At 64.8% G+C, this 15,862-nt stretch carries 16 protein-coding genes and 1 pseudogene; 16 read left to right on the top strand and 1 reads right to left on the bottom strand.

Annotated features, from left to right (window positions below):
- The 16 genes and pseudogenes from AC1DLO_RS22355 to AC1DLO_RS22280 all read left to right on the top strand — a co-directional run.
- A pseudogene (locus AC1DLO_RS22355) lies at positions 1-311 on the top strand (sugar ABC transporter ATP-binding protein); the annotation flags it as partial.
- A gap of 31 nt (positions 312-342) precedes the next feature.
- Positions 343-1,773, top strand: a complete 1,431-nt coding sequence (locus AC1DLO_RS22350; protein WP_476891850.1) for an aldehyde dehydrogenase family protein — start codon at positions 343-345, stop codon at positions 1,771-1,773.
- Between the two features lie 22 nt (positions 1,774-1,795).
- Positions 1,796-3,745 (top strand): 3D-(3,5/4)-trihydroxycyclohexane-1,2-dione acylhydrolase (decyclizing), encoded by a 1,950-nt coding sequence (gene iolD / locus AC1DLO_RS22345; protein ID WP_476914619.1) that lies wholly within the window; start codon positions 1,796-1,798, stop codon positions 3,743-3,745.
- Positions 3,742-4,545: an HpcH/HpaI aldolase family protein gene (locus AC1DLO_RS22340; protein ID WP_184740754.1), complete on the top strand. Its 804-nt coding sequence runs from the start codon at positions 3,742-3,744 to the stop codon at positions 4,543-4,545. Before iolD ends, AC1DLO_RS22340 begins: the two co-directional genes overlap by 4 nt.
- Before the next feature lie 29 nt (positions 4,546-4,574).
- Positions 4,575-5,786: a Gfo/Idh/MocA family protein gene (locus tag AC1DLO_RS22335; RefSeq protein ID WP_476891849.1), complete on the top strand. Its 1,212-nt coding sequence runs from the start codon at positions 4,575-4,577 to the stop codon at positions 5,784-5,786.
- Between the two features lie 2 nt (positions 5,787-5,788).
- Positions 5,789-6,805, top strand: coding sequence for a LacI family DNA-binding transcriptional regulator (locus tag AC1DLO_RS22330; RefSeq protein ID WP_476914618.1), 1,017 nt, complete (start codon positions 5,789-5,791; stop codon positions 6,803-6,805).
- 84 nt (positions 6,806-6,889) lie between these two features.
- A complete protein-coding gene (locus AC1DLO_RS22325) occupies positions 6,890-7,822 on the top strand; it encodes a hydroxyacid dehydrogenase (RefSeq protein WP_184740757.1) in 933 nt (310 codons plus the stop codon).
- Between the two features lie 92 nt (positions 7,823-7,914).
- Positions 7,915-8,955 carry an inositol 2-dehydrogenase gene (gene iolG / locus AC1DLO_RS22320; protein WP_476891848.1) on the top strand — a complete coding sequence of 347 codons (1,041 nt, stop codon included), beginning with the start codon at positions 7,915-7,917 and terminating at the stop codon, positions 8,953-8,955.
- Positions 8,956-8,957: 2 nt separating this feature from the next.
- On the top strand, positions 8,958-9,737 hold the full coding sequence (locus AC1DLO_RS22315; protein WP_476891847.1) for an SDR family oxidoreductase: 780 nt from the start codon (positions 8,958-8,960) through the stop codon (positions 9,735-9,737).
- Entirely contained in the window at positions 9,734-10,618 is an 885-nt protein-coding gene (locus AC1DLO_RS22310; protein ID WP_476891846.1) for a sugar phosphate isomerase/epimerase family protein, read from the top strand. Before AC1DLO_RS22315 ends, AC1DLO_RS22310 begins: the two co-directional genes overlap by 4 nt.
- Positions 10,618-11,643, top strand: a complete 1,026-nt coding sequence (locus tag AC1DLO_RS22305; protein WP_184740760.1) for a Gfo/Idh/MocA family protein — start codon at positions 10,618-10,620, stop codon at positions 11,641-11,643. Before AC1DLO_RS22310 ends, AC1DLO_RS22305 begins: the two co-directional genes overlap by 1 nt.
- Complete coding sequence (locus AC1DLO_RS22300) at positions 11,643-13,136, top strand: CoA-acylating methylmalonate-semialdehyde dehydrogenase (protein ID WP_476891845.1); 1,494 nt, start codon at positions 11,643-11,645, stop codon at positions 13,134-13,136. Before AC1DLO_RS22305 ends, AC1DLO_RS22300 begins: the two co-directional genes overlap by 1 nt.
- Positions 13,137-13,309: 173 nt before the next feature.
- A complete protein-coding gene (locus AC1DLO_RS22295) occupies positions 13,310-13,765 on the top strand; it encodes an SRPBCC family protein (RefSeq protein WP_476891844.1) in 456 nt (151 codons plus the stop codon).
- A complete protein-coding gene (locus tag AC1DLO_RS22290) occupies positions 13,762-14,304 on the top strand; it encodes a GNAT family N-acetyltransferase (RefSeq protein ID WP_476891843.1) in 543 nt (180 codons plus the stop codon). The genes AC1DLO_RS22295 and AC1DLO_RS22290 overlap by 4 nt, the downstream gene beginning before the upstream one ends.
- Before the next feature lie 31 nt (positions 14,305-14,335).
- Positions 14,336-14,539 carry a helix-turn-helix domain-containing protein gene (locus tag AC1DLO_RS22285; RefSeq protein ID WP_476891842.1) on the top strand — a complete coding sequence of 68 codons (204 nt, stop codon included), beginning with the start codon at positions 14,336-14,338 and terminating at the stop codon, positions 14,537-14,539.
- 7 nt (positions 14,540-14,546) lie between these two features.
- Positions 14,547-15,011 carry a Clp protease N-terminal domain-containing protein gene (locus tag AC1DLO_RS22280; protein WP_476891841.1) on the top strand — a complete coding sequence of 155 codons (465 nt, stop codon included), beginning with the start codon at positions 14,547-14,549 and terminating at the stop codon, positions 15,009-15,011.
- Here AC1DLO_RS22280 and AC1DLO_RS22275 read toward each other — a convergent pair.
- Positions 15,008-15,862 (bottom strand): HNH endonuclease (locus AC1DLO_RS22275; RefSeq protein WP_476891840.1); only part of this gene is annotated, 855 nt, incomplete at its 5' end. The two genes, AC1DLO_RS22280 and AC1DLO_RS22275, sit on opposite strands and share 4 nt — an antisense overlap.

The following is a 15,862-nucleotide window of genomic DNA, read 5'->3' as shown; positions in this document are numbered from 1 at the left end:
TGCTCCGCTACATCCTGCAGGCCCGCGACCGCGGGCTGGGGGTCATCTTCATCACGCACAACCCGCACCACGCCTTCCCCGTGGGTGACCGGTTCCTGCTGCTCAAGCGCGGCAAGTCGATCGGCTACTACGACAAGAAAGACATCACCTTGGACGAACTCACCGCCCAGATGGCCGGCGGCGCCGAGCTCGCGGAACTCGCCCACGAACTCGAGCAGCTCGGCGGACACACGGAGGCCCTCAAGGAAGTCCAGGCCGAAGTCGCCGACGTCGCCGAAGCGGCAGCCGAAAGCAACACCAAGCGCCACTAAGCGCGAACGTACACAACCTGATGGAGCAACCATGGAAATGCTAATAGCTGGAAACTGGCGCGGCGCCGCCGACGGCAGGACCGAAGAGGTCCGCTCGCCCTTCGACGGCCGGACCATCGACACAGTCCCCGTGGCGACAGTCAAGGACGCCGAGGCCGCCCTTGACCGGGCCGAGATCGGTGCCCACGTCCAAAGGACCACGCCGGCCCACGTCCGCGTCGACATCCTCCTGCGTGCAGCCGCCCTGGCGGATGAACGCGCCGAGGACATCGCCCAGACGATTAGCGCAGAAACCGGAAAGCCCATCACGGAGGCGCGGGGCGAGGCCAGCCGCTCCGGCAACATCATCCGCCTCGCTGCCTACGAGGGAAGCCAGCTGTATGGTTCCACGCTTCCCTTGGACGCGAACGCCGGGACAGGCTTGGACAAGATCGGCTTCACGTTGCGGCAGCCGGTGGGCATCGTCGTCGCCATCACCCCGTTCAACTACCCCGCCCTGCTCGTGTTGCACAAAATTGCACCCGCGCTGGCAGCCGGTAACGCCGTCGTACTTAAACCCGCCCGCGCAACGCCGCTGACGGCGCTGAAGCTGGCACAGTGCTTCGTCGACGCCGGCCTGCCGCCTGAAGCTCTGTCCGTGATCACCGGACCCGGCAGCTCCCTTGGCGACGTCCTGGTGACGGACCCGCGGGTCCGCAAGGTGTCCTTCACCGGCTCCACTAGCACCGGGACGCACATCAGTTCGATCGCGGGAGTGAAGAAACTGTCCCTCGAGTTGGGGGCCTCATGCCCGGTGATCATCCTGCCGGACGCGGATCTCGAACTCGCCGCCACCGCGGTGGCTGCCGGCGGCTACGTCAACGCCGGGCAGGTATGCATTTCCGTTCAGCGGGTCATCGTTGACCGTCGGGTTGAAAAGGACTTCCTGGATGCGTTGGTCCCGAAGGTCGAAGCGATCGCCGTGGGCAATCCCAAGGAAGAGGACACCCGGCTTGGTTCGCTGATCTCCGAAGACGAAGCCTCACGCGTCCACGCATCGATCCTCGAGGCCCGCCATTCGGGCGCCCGGGTCCTCACCGGCGGTGACCGTGACGGCGCAGTGGTGACTCCCGCCGTCGTCGCCGGGGTCGACCCCCGGTCGCCGCTGAGCCGGAACGAACTGTTCGGACCCGCCGTCGCCGTCTCCTCCGCCCAGGACATGGAGAGCGCCATCGCCATGGCCAACGACAACGAATACGGCCTGGGCGCCGGCATCTTCACGAACGACGTCGCCGGAGCGGTCCAGGCCATGCGGCAGATCGACGCCGGCAACATCCACATCAATTGGTCGCCGCTGTGGCGGGCCGACCTCATGCCCTATGGCGGCTTGAAAGGCAGCGGCATCGGCAAGGAAGGCGTTCGCTCTGCTGTCCAGGAAATGACCGAAGAGAAGACGGTCGTCCTGCACGGGCGCCCCTGGTAACCACGACAACGGGAATAAGGCAATGACCACACCATCGCAGACCATCAGGCTCACCACCGCCCAAGCGGTCATCAAGTACCTCTCCGCACAGTATTCGCTGGCCGACGGCGTGCGCCGCCGCCTGGTCCCCGCAGCCCTCGGCATCTTCGGCCACGGCAACGTGGCTGGCCTGGGACAGGCATTGGACGAACTGGCCGACGACATGCCCTTCGTCCAAGGCCGGCACGAACAGTACCTGGCCCACATCTCCACCGCGTATGCCAAGGCAAGCCGTCGCCAGGCAGTCCTCGCCGTCACGGCCTCCATCGGCCCGGGCGCGCTCAACCTCGTCACCGCCGCCGGCCTGGCAACAGTGAACAGGATTCCGCTCCTGCTCTTGCCGGGTGACACCTACGCCACCCGGCACCAGGGCCCGGTGCTGCAGCAGCTCGAACACCCCACCGAGGYTGATGCCACGGTCAACGACGCGTTCCGTCCTGTTTCGCGGTTCTTCGACAGGATCAACCGCCCGGAGCAGCTCCTGACCGCACTTCCGCAGGCAATGCGCGTGCTCACGAGCCCCACGGACACGGGCGCCGTGGTCCTTTCGCTACCCCAGGACGTGCAGTCCCACGCCTACGACTTCCCGGCCGAATTCTTCGAGCCGCGTGATTGGAAGATCCGCCGGCCGCTGCCTGACCTGGAAGAGGTCGACGACGTCGCCCGGCTCATCCGCTCGGCCGAACGTCCGGTGATTATCGCCGGCGGCGGCATCCACTATTCCGATGCCCACGCCGCGCTTGAGGCACTCGCAGGACAGATCGGCATTCCCGTCGTGGAGACCTTCGGCGGCAAGGGCGCCGTGACCAAGGATGAATGGTGGCAAGTGGGCGGCGTTGGCCTGGAGGGCAACTTCGCCTCCAACACCCTCGTCAAGCAAGCCGACCTGGTCCTGAGCGTCGGCACCCGCCTCACAGACTTCGCCACCGGCTCGCAGTCGATCTTCGAAAACCCGGACGTCCGTTTCGCGTCGTTGAACATTGTGGACGCCGATACCCGCAAGCAGGGCGCCACGGGCATCCTGGCGGACGCCCGACTCGGCCTGGAAGCACTCTCCCGCTCCTTGGAGGGCCACAGCACCAGCGAAAGCTGGCAGGAAACCGTCCACACCGAGAAAGCAAAGTGGGCCCCCATCCGGTCCCAGTGGCTCGACGCCGACACTCCCTTCCGCCCGGAAGACCACCCCGACGCGCCGGTCACAGGCGCGGTCCTGACCCAACCGCAGCTGATCGGCCTGATGCAGGAGCACGCCCGCTCCGGCGACACGATCATTGCGGCGGCCGGAGGACCTCCCGGTGACCTGCAAAAAGTCTGGGACGCCACGGGTAACCGCAACTGCCACCTGGAATTCGGTTTCTCCTGCATGGGTTACGAAATCGCGGCCGGAATGGGCGTCCGGCTGGCCGAGGGCAATAACGACAATCGGGTGGTCACCTTCATCGGCGACGGCACGTTCCTCATGGCACCTACCGAAATCCTCACGGCCGCGCAGGAAGGACTCAACGTCACGGTTGTCGTCTCCGAAAACCACGGCTACCAGGTCATCCACCGCCTCCAGATGAACCGCAGCGGCAAGGAATTCGGCAACGAGTTCCGCTACCGCACCACCGGCGGCAGCGTCGCCGTCGAAGACGCGCCCAAGGCGCGCCTGGATGGCGATTACCTCAAGGTGGATCTGCGGCAGATCGCCGAAGGCCTGGGCGCCCTCGCCATCCGGGCAACCACCGCGGCAGAGGTCCGGGAAGCGCTGGCCTCCACTCGCGATACCGAAGGGCCCGTCGTGATCGTGGTGCCCACCGTCCCGCACGTGGACCTGCCCGGCGGAGACGTCTGGTGGGACGTAGCCCCCGCAGAAGTCTCCGGACAGGAATGGGTCCGCACCCTCCGCGCCGATTACGAGCAGGCAAAGAGCCGCCAGCGGTGGTTCGGATGAGCGCGTCATCAGCGAGCGGCGGAAACCACGACGGCGGACCGCTCGACGGCGGTCAGCTGCGGCGCCGCTTGGCCGCCGGAGAGGTGACCGTGGGAACTTTTGTTGGCATGGCTTCGGCGACTGCGGCGGAAGTGTGCGCCGCCGCAGGCGCCGACTGGGTGCTGATCGATCTTGAGCACGGTTCCGGGGGTGAAGATGCCGTCCGCGACGGTGTCCTTGCGGCCGGAAGCTACGGCGTCCCCACCATCGTTCGTGTGGAGAGCGCCGAGCGGATCCGCATCGGGCGTGTCCTGGACCAGGGCGCGGCAGGCATCATGGTGCCCCGACTGAACACCGTTGAAGAAGCCAGCCAAACCGTGAAGCACATGCTCTATCCGCCTTACGGCGACCGCGGCGTGGCAACCTACAACCGCTCCTGCCGCTGGGGCATGGACAGGGCTCCGTTGAGCGCAGATCAGCAGTCAACCGTGGGAATCATCCAGATCGAGACACTCGACGCCCTGGAGCACGTGGAGGAGATCGCGGCGCAGGACGGCGTGGATGTCCTCTTCGTCGGACCGATGGACATGTCCTTCGCTCTGGGTGTGCCGATGCAACTGGATAGCAGTGCTTTCCAAGAGGCGTTGCAGCGAGTGGTCGCGGCCGCGCAACAGCACAACAAAGCGGCGGGAATCCTCGCGGTGGACGGCTTGGCGGCGGCCAAGTATGTCGGTCAAGGGTTCACGTTCGTTGCCATCGGCTCCGACTCCACCATCATGGCGGCAGCATTCCGTGACGCCTTTGACACCGCACGCAACTGACAAGAATTTACAACGAGAAAGGCAATAACGTGAGCCCAGAATCCCGCACAGTCGGTGTAGGCCTCATCAGCGTCGGATGGATGGGAAAGCTCCACTCGCGCGCTTACCAGACGGTCCCCTACGCCTACCCGGAGCTTGGTTTGGCCACCAAGCTGGTCATCGCGGCGGACACGGCGCCGGACCGGGTGGACTATGCCCGCGACGTCCTTGGCTTCGCGGAAGGCACCACCGACTACCACGATGTCCTGAACCACCCGGACGTGGACGTTGTCTCCATCTGCGCACCCAACTTCCTGCATGCGGAAATCGGTATTGCGGCAGCCAAAGCCGGCAAGCATTTCTGGATCGAAAAGCCTGTTGGACGCGGCTATGAAGAAACCGCAGCCGTGCAGGAAGCCGCTGTGGAGGCCGGCGTCGTGACCTCCATTGGATATAACTACCGGCATGCACCCGCGGTAGAGCACGCCAGGAAGCTCATTGCGGATGGCCGCCTCGGCCGCATCACCAACGTGCGCGCCGTGTTCTTCTCGGGGTATGCGTCCGAACCCAACGGCGCCTTGTCCTGGCGTTTTGACCGGAAACTTGCCGGCACCGGCGTGTTGGCGGACCTGTTCAGCCACGCAACGGACCTGTGCCAATATGTAGTTGGGCCCATCGCCGAGGTAACCGCGCTCACAAGCACGGTCTACACGCAGCGCCCCAAGCTGGCGATGGGGTCAGGGACGCACTTCGCGGTGATCGAAAACGGTGAAATGGGAGAGGTCGAGAATGAGGACTACGCTGCAGCGCTTGTCCGCTTCGGCCCGTCCGCCCGCGGGGCAGGCGCCGTCGGCACCATCGAATCCTCGCGCGTTGCCGTTGGGCCGGAATGCGGTTACCAGATCGAGGTCTACGGGACCGAAGGCTCGCTCAAATGGGACTTCGAGCGCATGAACGAACTCAAGGTCTGCCTTGGCCGCAACAACGACGAGCAGGGCTACACCACGGTCAACGCCAGCCCCCGCCACGGCGACTACGCACACTTCCAGCCGGGTCCCGGCAACAGCATGGGCTTTGACGACCTCAAGKTCATCGAGGCCAAGAAGTTCCTGGTCGCCGTCACTGGAGGAGCGCAGGAGAACTCCAACATCCACGACGCCGCTTCCGCTGCCGCAATTGTCAGCGCTGCTGAAGCATCCTCGCTGTCGGGTCAATGGCAGAAGATCGAGGAAATCCACGGCACCACGGCAGCGCGGGTGTAACCATGGCACCTCCATCCGCCCGGCGGCCAACGATCATGGACGTGGCAGAACGCGCCGGCGTTTCCAAGTCCTTGGTCTCACTCGTGCTGCGCGACTCACCGCGCGTCAGTGACGAACGCCGCCAGCGGGTGCTCAAGGCCGTTGAGGAAATGGGCTTCGAGTTGAACCTCGCAGCACGGTCCCTGGCAACGCGGGACAGTGGCACCATCGGTGTGCTAGTCAGCGATATGCACAACCCGTGGGCCTTTGACGTCGCCGACGCCGCACGGACCGTACTTGAAGAGGCCGGGCACACCGTCCTCTTCAGCGCGGTCACGGCGGCGGGCAGGGGAGTGGACCAATCCATCCTCCAGGCCTTCCGGGATTTGCGGGTCGCGGGCCTGCTCGTCGTCGGAACGGTGCCTGACCAGCACCCGTTCAGCCGCGCCGTTTCCGGTGGGGCTGTGGTCTTTGCCGGTGGAGGACCGGACTACATCGACACCGCCGATATCGTGCGAAGCGACGACGCCCTCGGCATGGCAATGGTTGTTGAGCACTTGATCGCACAGGGACACGAGAACATCGTGCACCTTGGCGGTCTTGGTGGCTCGGTTGGCCGGGAACGCGTAGACGGGTATTCGGCGGCTATGGAAGAGCACGGGCTGGCCCGTCACATCCACGTGGTCGATGCCGACTTCTTCCAAGAGTCCGGCTATGTTGCCGCTCAAAGGGCCCTCAGCTCCCGCTCCAAGCACCAGCGCCCCACAGCGCTGGCTTGCATCAACGACCTCGCCGCTTTTGGTGCCATGACAGCTGCCGATGAACGCGGCGTCGAAATAGCCGTCACCGGTTACGACAACATCGCGCTGGGTGCCATGCCGCGCCTGGGACTGACCACGGTGGACCCGGATAGCTCCAGCATTGGCGTCACAGGGGCCAAAACCCTCCTGGAACGCATCCATGGCGAGGGTAGCGGGTTCGTCCACCATTCCGTCACGCCCCACTTGGTCGTGCGGAAATCCAGCCTCCTGGGCCTCTAAAACACCAGGCCTTTAAACCCTCCAGACGTATCAGCGGCGCCATATCTGACGCCGCCCCATACCTCCACATCTTCAAGGATGACGATGGCTTCCATAACCACACCCCAAATCTTTGTCGCTCTCGGCAGCGTCGAGCCAGACCTCGTGGAACCGCTCCTCTCCGAACACCAGCGGCTCATCCAGGACCCCAACGACGAGGACCTGGCCAATGCCGATGCCGCGATCGTCAGGGCTGCCTACCGCGTGGACCGGGAACTGTTGGACCGCATGCCCGCCCTCAAAGTCATTGCCAGGACCGGCGTCGGAACCGACCTCGTGGACGTCGCCGAGGCCAACCGGCGCGGGATCCCGGTGGTCATCACGCCTGGAAGCAACACCGCCTCGGTGGCCGAAGGCGTGTTTGCCCACCTGCTGGCACTCGTCAAGAAGCTCTCTCCACTGACCGCGCTGGTCCGCGAGGGACGCTGGGAGCAGCGTGCCGCCGTCGACGTCGGAGACCTGGAGGGATTCACGCTCGGCATCATCGGCTATGGCCGTATTGGCCGACGGGTGGCGCGTATCGCCGAGGCCTTCGAGCTGAAGGTCCTGGCCTACGATCCTTTCGCCGAAATCCCCGCGGCGATCCGTTGCGACAGTGTGGAGGAACTCCTTGCGGGCAGCGACTTCATCACCCTCCACGCGCCCCTGACACCGGAAAACCACAACCTCATCAACGCGGACCGGCTCAAGGCCATGCGACCGGGAGCGATCCTCATCAACTGCAGCCGCGGCGGCCTCGTCGACCTCGACGCCGTCCACGAGGCACTGCAGTCCGGCCATCTTTCCGGGCTCGGGCTGGACGTGTACGATCCCGAGCCGCCCGCTCACCACCCATTGTTCGACCACGAAAACGTCGTCCTGACTCCGCACCTGATGGGATTCACCCGTCAAGGCATGGCCCACACCGTCAGGGATGCCGCCCAAGGCGCGGTTGACGTCCTCGCTGGCCGCACGCCCGCCGCGGTGGCAGCGCCATGACCGCTCTGAAGTTGGGCACGTCCCCGTCAAAACGCCAAAACCAACCCAAGCCCAACTTTTCCCGGGCAACCAGCTAGAAAGGACCCCCACACATGTCCACTGATCGCCCCGTGAAGCCCCTTAAAGTAGCGCTCTTCGGTTCCGGCCGCATCGGGCAGGTTCATGCCCGGAATATCGCCGATCACCCGGACCTGGAATTGGCATGGATTGCCGACCCTTTCATTGATGGAGCCCGAACGTTGGCGGCTGAAACCGGTGCCATCGCTGTCGAGTCAGCCGACGAGGTTTTCGCGAACGGTGACCTTGACGCCGTCGTGATCGGCTCGCCCACCAGCACGCACGTGGACCTCATCTCGCGCGCCATGGCGCGAGGCGTGGCGGCCCTCTGCGAAAAGCCGATCGACCTCGACATCGAGCGGGCGCTCGCGTGCCGCGACGCGATCAAGGGCAACAACACCCCCCTCATGCTCGGGTTCAACCGGCGCTTCGATCCCCACTTCGCGGCTATCCAGTCGCGCGTCGCAGCGGGTGAAATCGGCCGCCTCGAACAGCTGACCATCATCAGCCGCGATCCCGCACCTGCGCCCGCCGCCTACATTGCTACTTCCGGTGGGATCTTCCGGGACCAGAGCATCCACGACCTGGACATGGCCCGGTTCTTCGTCCCTGACATCATCGAGGTTTCTGCCACCGGCGCCAACCTGTTCTGCGACTACATCGAGGAAGCCGGGGACTTCGACTCGGTTGTCATCACCCTCAAGGGCCGCGACGGCGAGCTGGTCACCATCACCAACTCCCGCCACAGCGCCTTCGGCCACGACCAGCGACTGGAGGCATTCGGCAGCGAGGGGATGCTCAGCGCAGGCAACGTCACCCCGACGACGGTGCGCAAGTATGGCGCCACGGGCACCGAGGAGTCGGATGCCTACCTGCCGTTCTTCCTGGAGCGTTACGCCGCGGCTTACCGGAACGAGTTGGACAGCTTCGCGAAGGCCATCCGCGCGGGCATCCCCTGCAGCCCGGGATTCGACGACGGCCTGCAAGCACTCGCTCTGGCCAACGCGGCCGAAGAGTCCGCCCGTTCAGGCCGCGCCGTCAGGATCGAAAATTCGGTCAAGATCGGGCAGTCGTAGCCATGCCACTTCTCCAGGACAAAGTCATCCTGATCAGCGGAGGCACGCAGGGTTTGGGCGCCGGAGTCGCTCGGCGTGCGGCGGCCGAGGGTGCAGCCGGGATCGCCATCACAGGTCGGAACGCGGACTCGGGTGAACGACTCGCGTCCGAGATCACCGCATCGGGGGTCGAGGCGCGGTTCATCAAGACCGACCTCGCCGACGTCGAACAGGCCCGGAACTCGGTGCTTGAGACGATCAACGGCTTCGGTCGACTCGACTGCGCGGTCAACGCGGCCGGCTTGACCACCCGCGGCACCATGCTGGACACCACGCCCGAGCTCTTCGACGCGCACATCGCAGTGAACCTGAAATCGCCGTTCTTCATCATGGCCGAAACCATCAAGCATCTTTGTAGCAGGGGTGTGCCAGGAAGCATCGTGAACGTCATCTCCATCGCCGAACTCGGCGGGCAGCCGTACTTGGCGCCGTATGTGGCGGCCAAGGCCGGCCTGGCCGGGGCAACCCGTAATGCAGCACATGCGCACCGTTGGGACAAGATCCGCATCAACGGACTCGACATCGGCTGGACCGCCACGGACGGCGAAGCCGAAACCCAGAAGAAATTCCACGGCGCAGGGGACGACTGGCTGGAGAAAGCCAACGCGTCCGTCCCCATGGGAAAGCTCGGACAAGTGGACGAGATCGCCGAATTCATTGTCTTTCTCCTCTCCGACCGGAGCGGTGTTGTCACAGGTTCGGTCATCGACTGGGACCAGAACGTATACGGAGGATCAGATTGAGCACCATCACCAAGCGCCTTGCCGCGGCACCCATTTCCTGGGGCGTCTGTGAAGTCCCCGGATGGGGCCACCAGCTCGAGGCGGACCGAGTCCTGTCGGAAATGACGGCGCTGGGCATCAGCGCTACCGAGTTCGGCCCCGCGGGTTTCCTCCCCGAAGAGGCTGCCCAGCGCGCGGAAGTGCTGAAGCGGCACAACCTCCAGGCGATCGGCGGCTTCTTCCCCGTCATCCTGCACGACCCGTCCAAGAACCCCTTGGACGTCGTAGCGGCTGAGCTGGATGCGTACGAAGCCGCAGGGGCCAGCGTCATGGTCCTCGCGGCGGAGACCGGCGTTGCAGGTTACGATCAGCGCCACGAGCTCGACGCCGAAGGCTGGGAACTGTTCGGCAGGAACCTTGACGCCGTGGTCAAGGCAGCCGCGGACAAGGGCATCCAGGCAGTGGTCCACCCCCACGTGGGAACCATGATCGAAAGCACCTCGGACGTGAACCGGGTCCTGAACGACACCGCCGCAAACCTGTGCTTGGACACAGGCCACCTGCTCATCGGCGGAACCGACCCAGCCCTTCTGGTTCGCGACTACGCCTCGCGAATCGGCCACACCCACCTGAAGGACGTGCGCAAGTCCGTCGCTCAGCGGGTCCAGGCGGGTGAGATCTCCTACACGGACGGTGTCAAGGCCGGCATGTACGTGCCGCTGGGGCAAGGCGACGTCGGCATCGCCGGCATCGTCCGCGACCTGCTGGGCGCCGGGTACGAGGGCTGGTTCACTATGGAGCAGGACACCATCCTTGATTCCGAACCCACCGACGACGGTCCGGTCCGGGACGTCCGCCAGTCTGTTGCGTTCCTGCGCCAGCTCGAAGCGGAGATCGGCTGATGAGCGCCGTCCGCTGGGGCGTGCTGACCACGGCAAGGATCGCCCAAGGTAGGTTCCTGCCCGCCATGAGCCGGGCACGGAACGCAGTTGCGTCGGCCATCAGCAGCCCGAACGGAAAGGCAGCCGAAGTCGCAGAGCGCTTCGGCATCCCGGCGGCCTATTCTTCCCACGAGGAATTGCTGGCCGATCCAAGCATCGAAGCCGTCTACCTGCCCTTCCCCAACTCGCTGCACGCCGACTGGATTGTTGCGGCCGCGGAGGCTGGAAAGGACATCCTCTGCGAGAAGCCACTCGTCGCCAACACCCACGACTATCGCCGGGTGCTGGAAGCCTGCGAACGCAATGGGGTGAACCTGATGGAAGCGTTCATGTACCGTTTCCACCCCCAGCACCAGAAGGTCCGTGAGTTCATCGACTCGGGCAAGATCGGCGAGTTGGTGTCCATGCATGCCCGCTTCCACTTCGTCATGGACCGAAGCGAAGGCGAGGTCCGCCTCCAGCCGGGAATGGACGGAGGCGCGCTCAATGACGTCGGATGCTACGCCGTCGACATCATGAACATGGTCATGGGCCGCGCGCCGCGAACCGTCTACGGCAAAGGCACAAGCCGCACGGACGCGGTGGAAACGACTATGGCCGCGATCCTGGACTATGGGGACGTCCTGGGAACGCTGGACTGCGGTTTCGAGGGACCGCGCACTAACACGTTCCAGATCATCGGTACGAAAGGGCAAATCACCCTGGACAAGGCGTTCGACCCGGACCCGGGCGAAATCGCGCGCGTTACCGTATCCTTCCGCGATGGCCGGACCGAGTCTGTCGACATCGGGGAAGACCCGTTCAAGACCGAAATCGAACGATTCAGCGCGTGGGTGCGCAACTCCGGACCCGAACTCGTCCACAGGGAATTGACCGAACAGAACCTGGCCGTCCGCCTGGCGCTCCAGGAATCACTCGCCACCGGCTTGCCGCGGGATGTAAACGACGTACATGCCGTGGAGCACCACCTATTACAGGAGCAGTAATGACTATCATCAACCACTTCATCAGCGGAGCCGAGGCTGCCGGCAGCGGCACGGGCACCAAACCCGTCTTCAACCCCGCCACCGGGGCCGTAACGGCCGAGTTGCGGTTGGCCAACCGCTCGGATTTGGACGCGACGGTTGCCATCGCCAAGGAAGCCGCGGCGTCCTGGGGCGACATTTCCCTGGCCAAGCGCACTGCCGTGCTGTTCAAGTTCCGCGAACTCGTCGCTTCGCACGTTGAAGAACTCGCCCAGCTGATCACCGCCGAACACGGCAAGGTCCTCAACGACGCCAAGGGCGAGATCGGCCGCGGCCTGGAGGTCATCGAGTTCGCTTGTGGCATCCCGCAGTTGCTGAAGGGCGAGTACTCGGACCAGGTCTCCACCGGGATCGATGTATTCTCCTTCCGGGAGCCCGTTGGCGTTGTCGCCGGCATCACCCCGTTCAACTTCCCCGTCATGGTGCCTTTGTGGATGGCCCCGATGGCGATCGCCACGGGCAACGCCTTCATCCTCAAGCCTTCACACCGAGTGCCTTCGGCCGCAATGTTGTTGGCCAAGCTGTGGAAGCAGGCAGGTCTGCCCGACGGCGTGTTCCAGGTCCTGCACGGTGACCGCGATGTCATCTCCGGGCTCCTGACGCACCCGGACGTGGACGCGATTTCCTTCGTAGGGTCTACCCTTGTGGCGAAGCACATCCTGGAAGTGGCGACGGCGCACGGCAAGCGGGTCCAGGCCTTGGGCGGGGCGAAGAACCACGCGATCATCATGCCCGACGCCGACCTGGACAACGCTGCCGACCACCTGGCCGCCGCCGCGTTCGGTTCCGCTGGCCAGCGCTGCATGGCCATCTCCGTTGCGGTCGCCGTCGGCGATGCCGCCGATCTGCTGGTCAAGAAGGTCGAAGAGCGTGCCCTCGACGTCAAGGTCAAGAACGGCACCGAAGCCGATGCCGACATGGGCCCCGTGATCAGCCCCGAATCGCGCGAGTTCATCGTCAAGACGGTGACAGAGGCAGAGCAGGCCGGCGCCGTGATGGTGGTGGACGGACGCGACCTGGTGATTCCCGGCCATGAAGAGGGGTTCTGGGTCGGCCCCACTGTGATCGACCATGTGAACACGGAAATGAGCGCCTACCAAGAGGAGATCTTCGGCCCGGTCCTCGTGGTGGTCCGGGTGGAGGACCTGGACGCAGGCATCAAGCTGATCAACGCCAACCCGTACGGCAACGGGAGCGCGATCTTCACGTCCTCGGGGGCGGCAGCAAGGAAATTCCAGCGCTCCGTGGATGTCGGCATGATCGGCATCAATGTGCCGCTGCCGGTCCCTGTTGCCTATTACTCCTTCGGCGGCTGGAAGGCCTCGCTGTTCGGCGACAAGCACATCTACGGTCCAGAGGGCGTGTCCTTCTACACCCGCGGGAAGGTCATCACGTCCCGCTGGCCTGAGTCCACCCACGCTTCGGGAGCTTCGTACAACTTCCCGTCCAACTAGTCCCCTCCGGCTCCCAACCTTCGCAAGCTCAGGTCGGGGCCCTCGCCGGCGTGGGCCCAGCCTCCCACCCACCCAACTGGCTTGCAGTTGTTGTCGTTTTGAGCCCGCATAACGACAACCACTGCGGGTCAGTTGGGTCGACGGGTGTTTCGAATCAGTGGCAGGATCGAACCATGACTGTGTCGTTCACCTGCCATACCCACATCCGACGTGAACCCGCGGAGCTATTCGACCTCTCGCGCAATGTCGACGCACACGTGGGCTCCATGGCCAGATCCCGGGAACGCGCGGTGGCCGGTGTGGTGTCCGGACTGCTGTCGGAAGGGGACGAGGTCACCTGGCGGGCCTGGCATTTCGCCCTACCCTTGCGGATGATCAGCCGGATCACCCAGTTTCACTTCCCCGATTCCTTCACGGACGAGCAAGTGCGTGGTCCCTTCCGGTTCTTCCGGCACGTTCATGAGTTCATTCCCGACGACGGCGGCACGCTCATGATCGATCGCGTCGAGTTCGCGGCTCCCTTCGGAGTGGTGGGCCGGCTTGCGGAGAAAGTGATCCTGGGAAGATATCTGCGGAACCTCATTGAACAACGCAATCGATACCTTGCCAGCAGTGGCGCCGCCGCATGATCAGGCCAGCGCGCGCGGACGAACTGGAGCGGTTGCGAGGGATCGAATTCGCCGCGGGCGAGATCTTCCGCTCCTGCGGAATGGACGCCATCGCAGATGACGAGCCGTTCACCGTCACCGAGCTGGCACTTTTCCAGGCGCGCGGCGGCGCTCTGGTCTTTACCGACGCGTCAGATGTTCCCGTGGCCTATCTCCTGCTCGAGCGCCTGGACGGCAATGCACACGTGGAGCAACTGAGTGTCCACCCTTCACATGCGCGGCGGGGACTCGGGAGTGAGTTGCTTGATACCGCCGAAAAGTGGGCGCAGGCGGAGGGACTGGCGTGGCTGACCCTGACCACCTTCCGTGACGTGCCGTGGAACGCCCCGTACTACCGGAGACTCGGTTTCGAAGAGCTGGACCCGGAACTGCTCGACGATGGACTGCGCGGGATCCTGGAGTGCGAAGCCTTGCTCGGCCTGAGCCGCTGGCCGAGGATCGCCATGCGGCGGCGGGTGGAGCCGCATCCGGTCGACGGCAAGTCCGTCAGTCTGTATTGACAGGCATCAGTTGTCAGTTCAAACTGACAACATGAATGGCGATGAATTGACTCCTCCCACCCCGGTGACGGACCCGGCAACTGGCCTGCGCGCCGTTGGTGCCCTGCATCGCCTGGCCGAGAAGGTGGAGGCCACCAACGTGGCCCTTGCTCGGCAGCAGGGTTGGTCCTGGGAGCAGATTGGCGATGCTTTAGGCGTCTCCCGGCAGTCGGTCCACGCCAAATACGGAAAGTGAGTCTGCCATGTTTGAACGATTTGCCGCTGAGGCCAGGACTGCAGTCCATGCGGGCGCAGAGGAAGCCAAACGGCGTGGCGACCGGAGAATAGGTACGGACCATTTGCTCCTGGGATTGCTTCACGATCCGGAGAGCTGCCGGACACTGGCGGTGGACCTTGAATCTGCCCGCGCCCAGCTCGATGCTCTTGACCAGCAAGCGCTGGAAGCCGTCGGCGTCACGCTGGGCGACTTCGGACCACTGAATGCGCCGAAGGGAAGCAGCCGGACCACCTTCACGTCAGCCGCCCGCTCGGTCATTCAGGATTCCCTGATTCTGACCACCGGGGAGAAGGCCCGCAAAATCACCGCCCGGCACCTCCTGCTCGCCCTGTCGGAACGGCAGGAACCGGATCCGGCTGCCGTCCTGCTCCATAACCTGGGCGTGGATACGGCGGCACTCAAGGCCCGGCTCCAGAATCCGAGGTCCTAAGCTGACTGTCGTTGCGGGCGCCAGTAGTACAGGTCCCCGAAATAGTGGTCCGTCGTAGTCGGCGGGTCCGCGCCGGGTGAATTGCTGGTCACCTGGCTGGGAGCGGACCAGTGGAAGCCGGGCGGGGGCGGGGCTGTGGATCGGTACGAATGTCCGGTGGGGGTGCGTATTTCGAGGACATGGCGTCTCCCGGGGTGGGTTTGTGTTGTCCGGGTTTGTGCTGTCCAGTCGTTGAGTTCTTTGGTGTGGTTGCAGGCTTCGCACAGGCCTGCTCCGTTGGCCTGGCTGGTGTTGCCGCCGTCGTGCCAGGGGACGATGTGGTCGAAGTGCCTGATCGGCGCGTCGCAGTAGGGTGTTCGGCAGGTGTCGTCGCGGGCTTGGATGAAGCGCCGCAACCCCGCCGGGAACAGCCGCGCCCGGGAGTCGGCGGCGACGAGCTCGCCGGTGCCGGGGGCGGTGTAGAGGCGCCGGAGCCAGACCTTGAGGTCCTGGCTCTGCTGGCCTTGAGCGGATTTTCCTTGCCCGGGCCCGCTGTTTTCGGCTTGGTCCTTGTCCGCGTCGCTGTTGCCGGGGTGGTTGTTGTTCGCGGTGAGGAGTGTCCTGGCCCAGGTGGCGGGGACGATGCCGTAGCCGGGCAGGCGTGCCGGTTCGGCATCGCCCTGGAACAGGGTCCGGTCGGTCATGACGAGCTGGACCTCCACTCCGCTGATTCCGCCGGGGGTGCCGGTGGTGCGTTCGACGAGGGTGTCGGCCATGATCTGGGCCCGGGACCGGGTTTCCCCGGAAGAGGAGCGGAGGGTGTCGGCGTGCCGGGACAGGGCCGCGTGCACGGCCACGCCCTGCGCGACGGG

Source organism: Arthrobacter sp. 01T419 (assembly GCF_056398865.1).
The sequence above is the reverse complement of the archived record's forward strand: the minus strand, read 5'-3'. Positions and strand labels throughout refer to the sequence as shown.

What these genes read in the sequence shown, in the direction of transcription:
- AC1DLO_RS22290 (WP_476891843.1), top strand. Translation starts at nt 13,762, where the DNA reads ATGATCAGGCCAGCGCGCGCGGACGAACTGGAGCGGTTGCGAGGGATC.
- AC1DLO_RS22305 (WP_184740760.1), top strand. Translation starts at nt 10,618, where the DNA reads ATGAGCGCCGTCCGCTGGGGCGTGCTGACCACGGCAAGGATCGCCCAA.
- AC1DLO_RS22300 (WP_476891845.1), top strand. Translation starts at nt 11,643, where the DNA reads ATGACTATCATCAACCACTTCATCAGCGGAGCCGAGGCTGCCGGCAGC.
- AC1DLO_RS22280 (WP_476891841.1), top strand. Translation starts at nt 14,547, where the DNA reads ATGTTTGAACGATTTGCCGCTGAGGCCAGGACTGCAGTCCATGCGGGC.
- iolG (WP_476891848.1), top strand. Translation starts at nt 7,915, where the DNA reads ATGTCCACTGATCGCCCCGTGAAGCCCCTTAAAGTAGCGCTCTTCGGT.
- AC1DLO_RS22285 (WP_476891842.1), top strand. Translation starts at nt 14,336, where the DNA reads ATGAATGGCGATGAATTGACTCCTCCCACCCCGGTGACGGACCCGGCA.
- AC1DLO_RS22325 (WP_184740757.1), top strand. Translation starts at nt 6,890, where the DNA reads ATGGCTTCCATAACCACACCCCAAATCTTTGTCGCTCTCGGCAGCGTC.
- AC1DLO_RS22350 (WP_476891850.1), top strand. Translation starts at nt 343, where the DNA reads ATGGAAATGCTAATAGCTGGAAACTGGCGCGGCGCCGCCGACGGCAGG.
- AC1DLO_RS22315 (WP_476891847.1), top strand. Translation starts at nt 8,958, where the DNA reads ATGCCACTTCTCCAGGACAAAGTCATCCTGATCAGCGGAGGCACGCAG.
- AC1DLO_RS22295 (WP_476891844.1), top strand. Translation starts at nt 13,310, where the DNA reads ATGACTGTGTCGTTCACCTGCCATACCCACATCCGACGTGAACCCGCG.
- AC1DLO_RS22330 (WP_476914618.1), top strand. Translation starts at nt 5,789, where the DNA reads ATGGCACCTCCATCCGCCCGGCGGCCAACGATCATGGACGTGGCAGAA.
- AC1DLO_RS22340 (WP_184740754.1), top strand. Translation starts at nt 3,742, where the DNA reads ATGAGCGCGTCATCAGCGAGCGGCGGAAACCACGACGGCGGACCGCTC.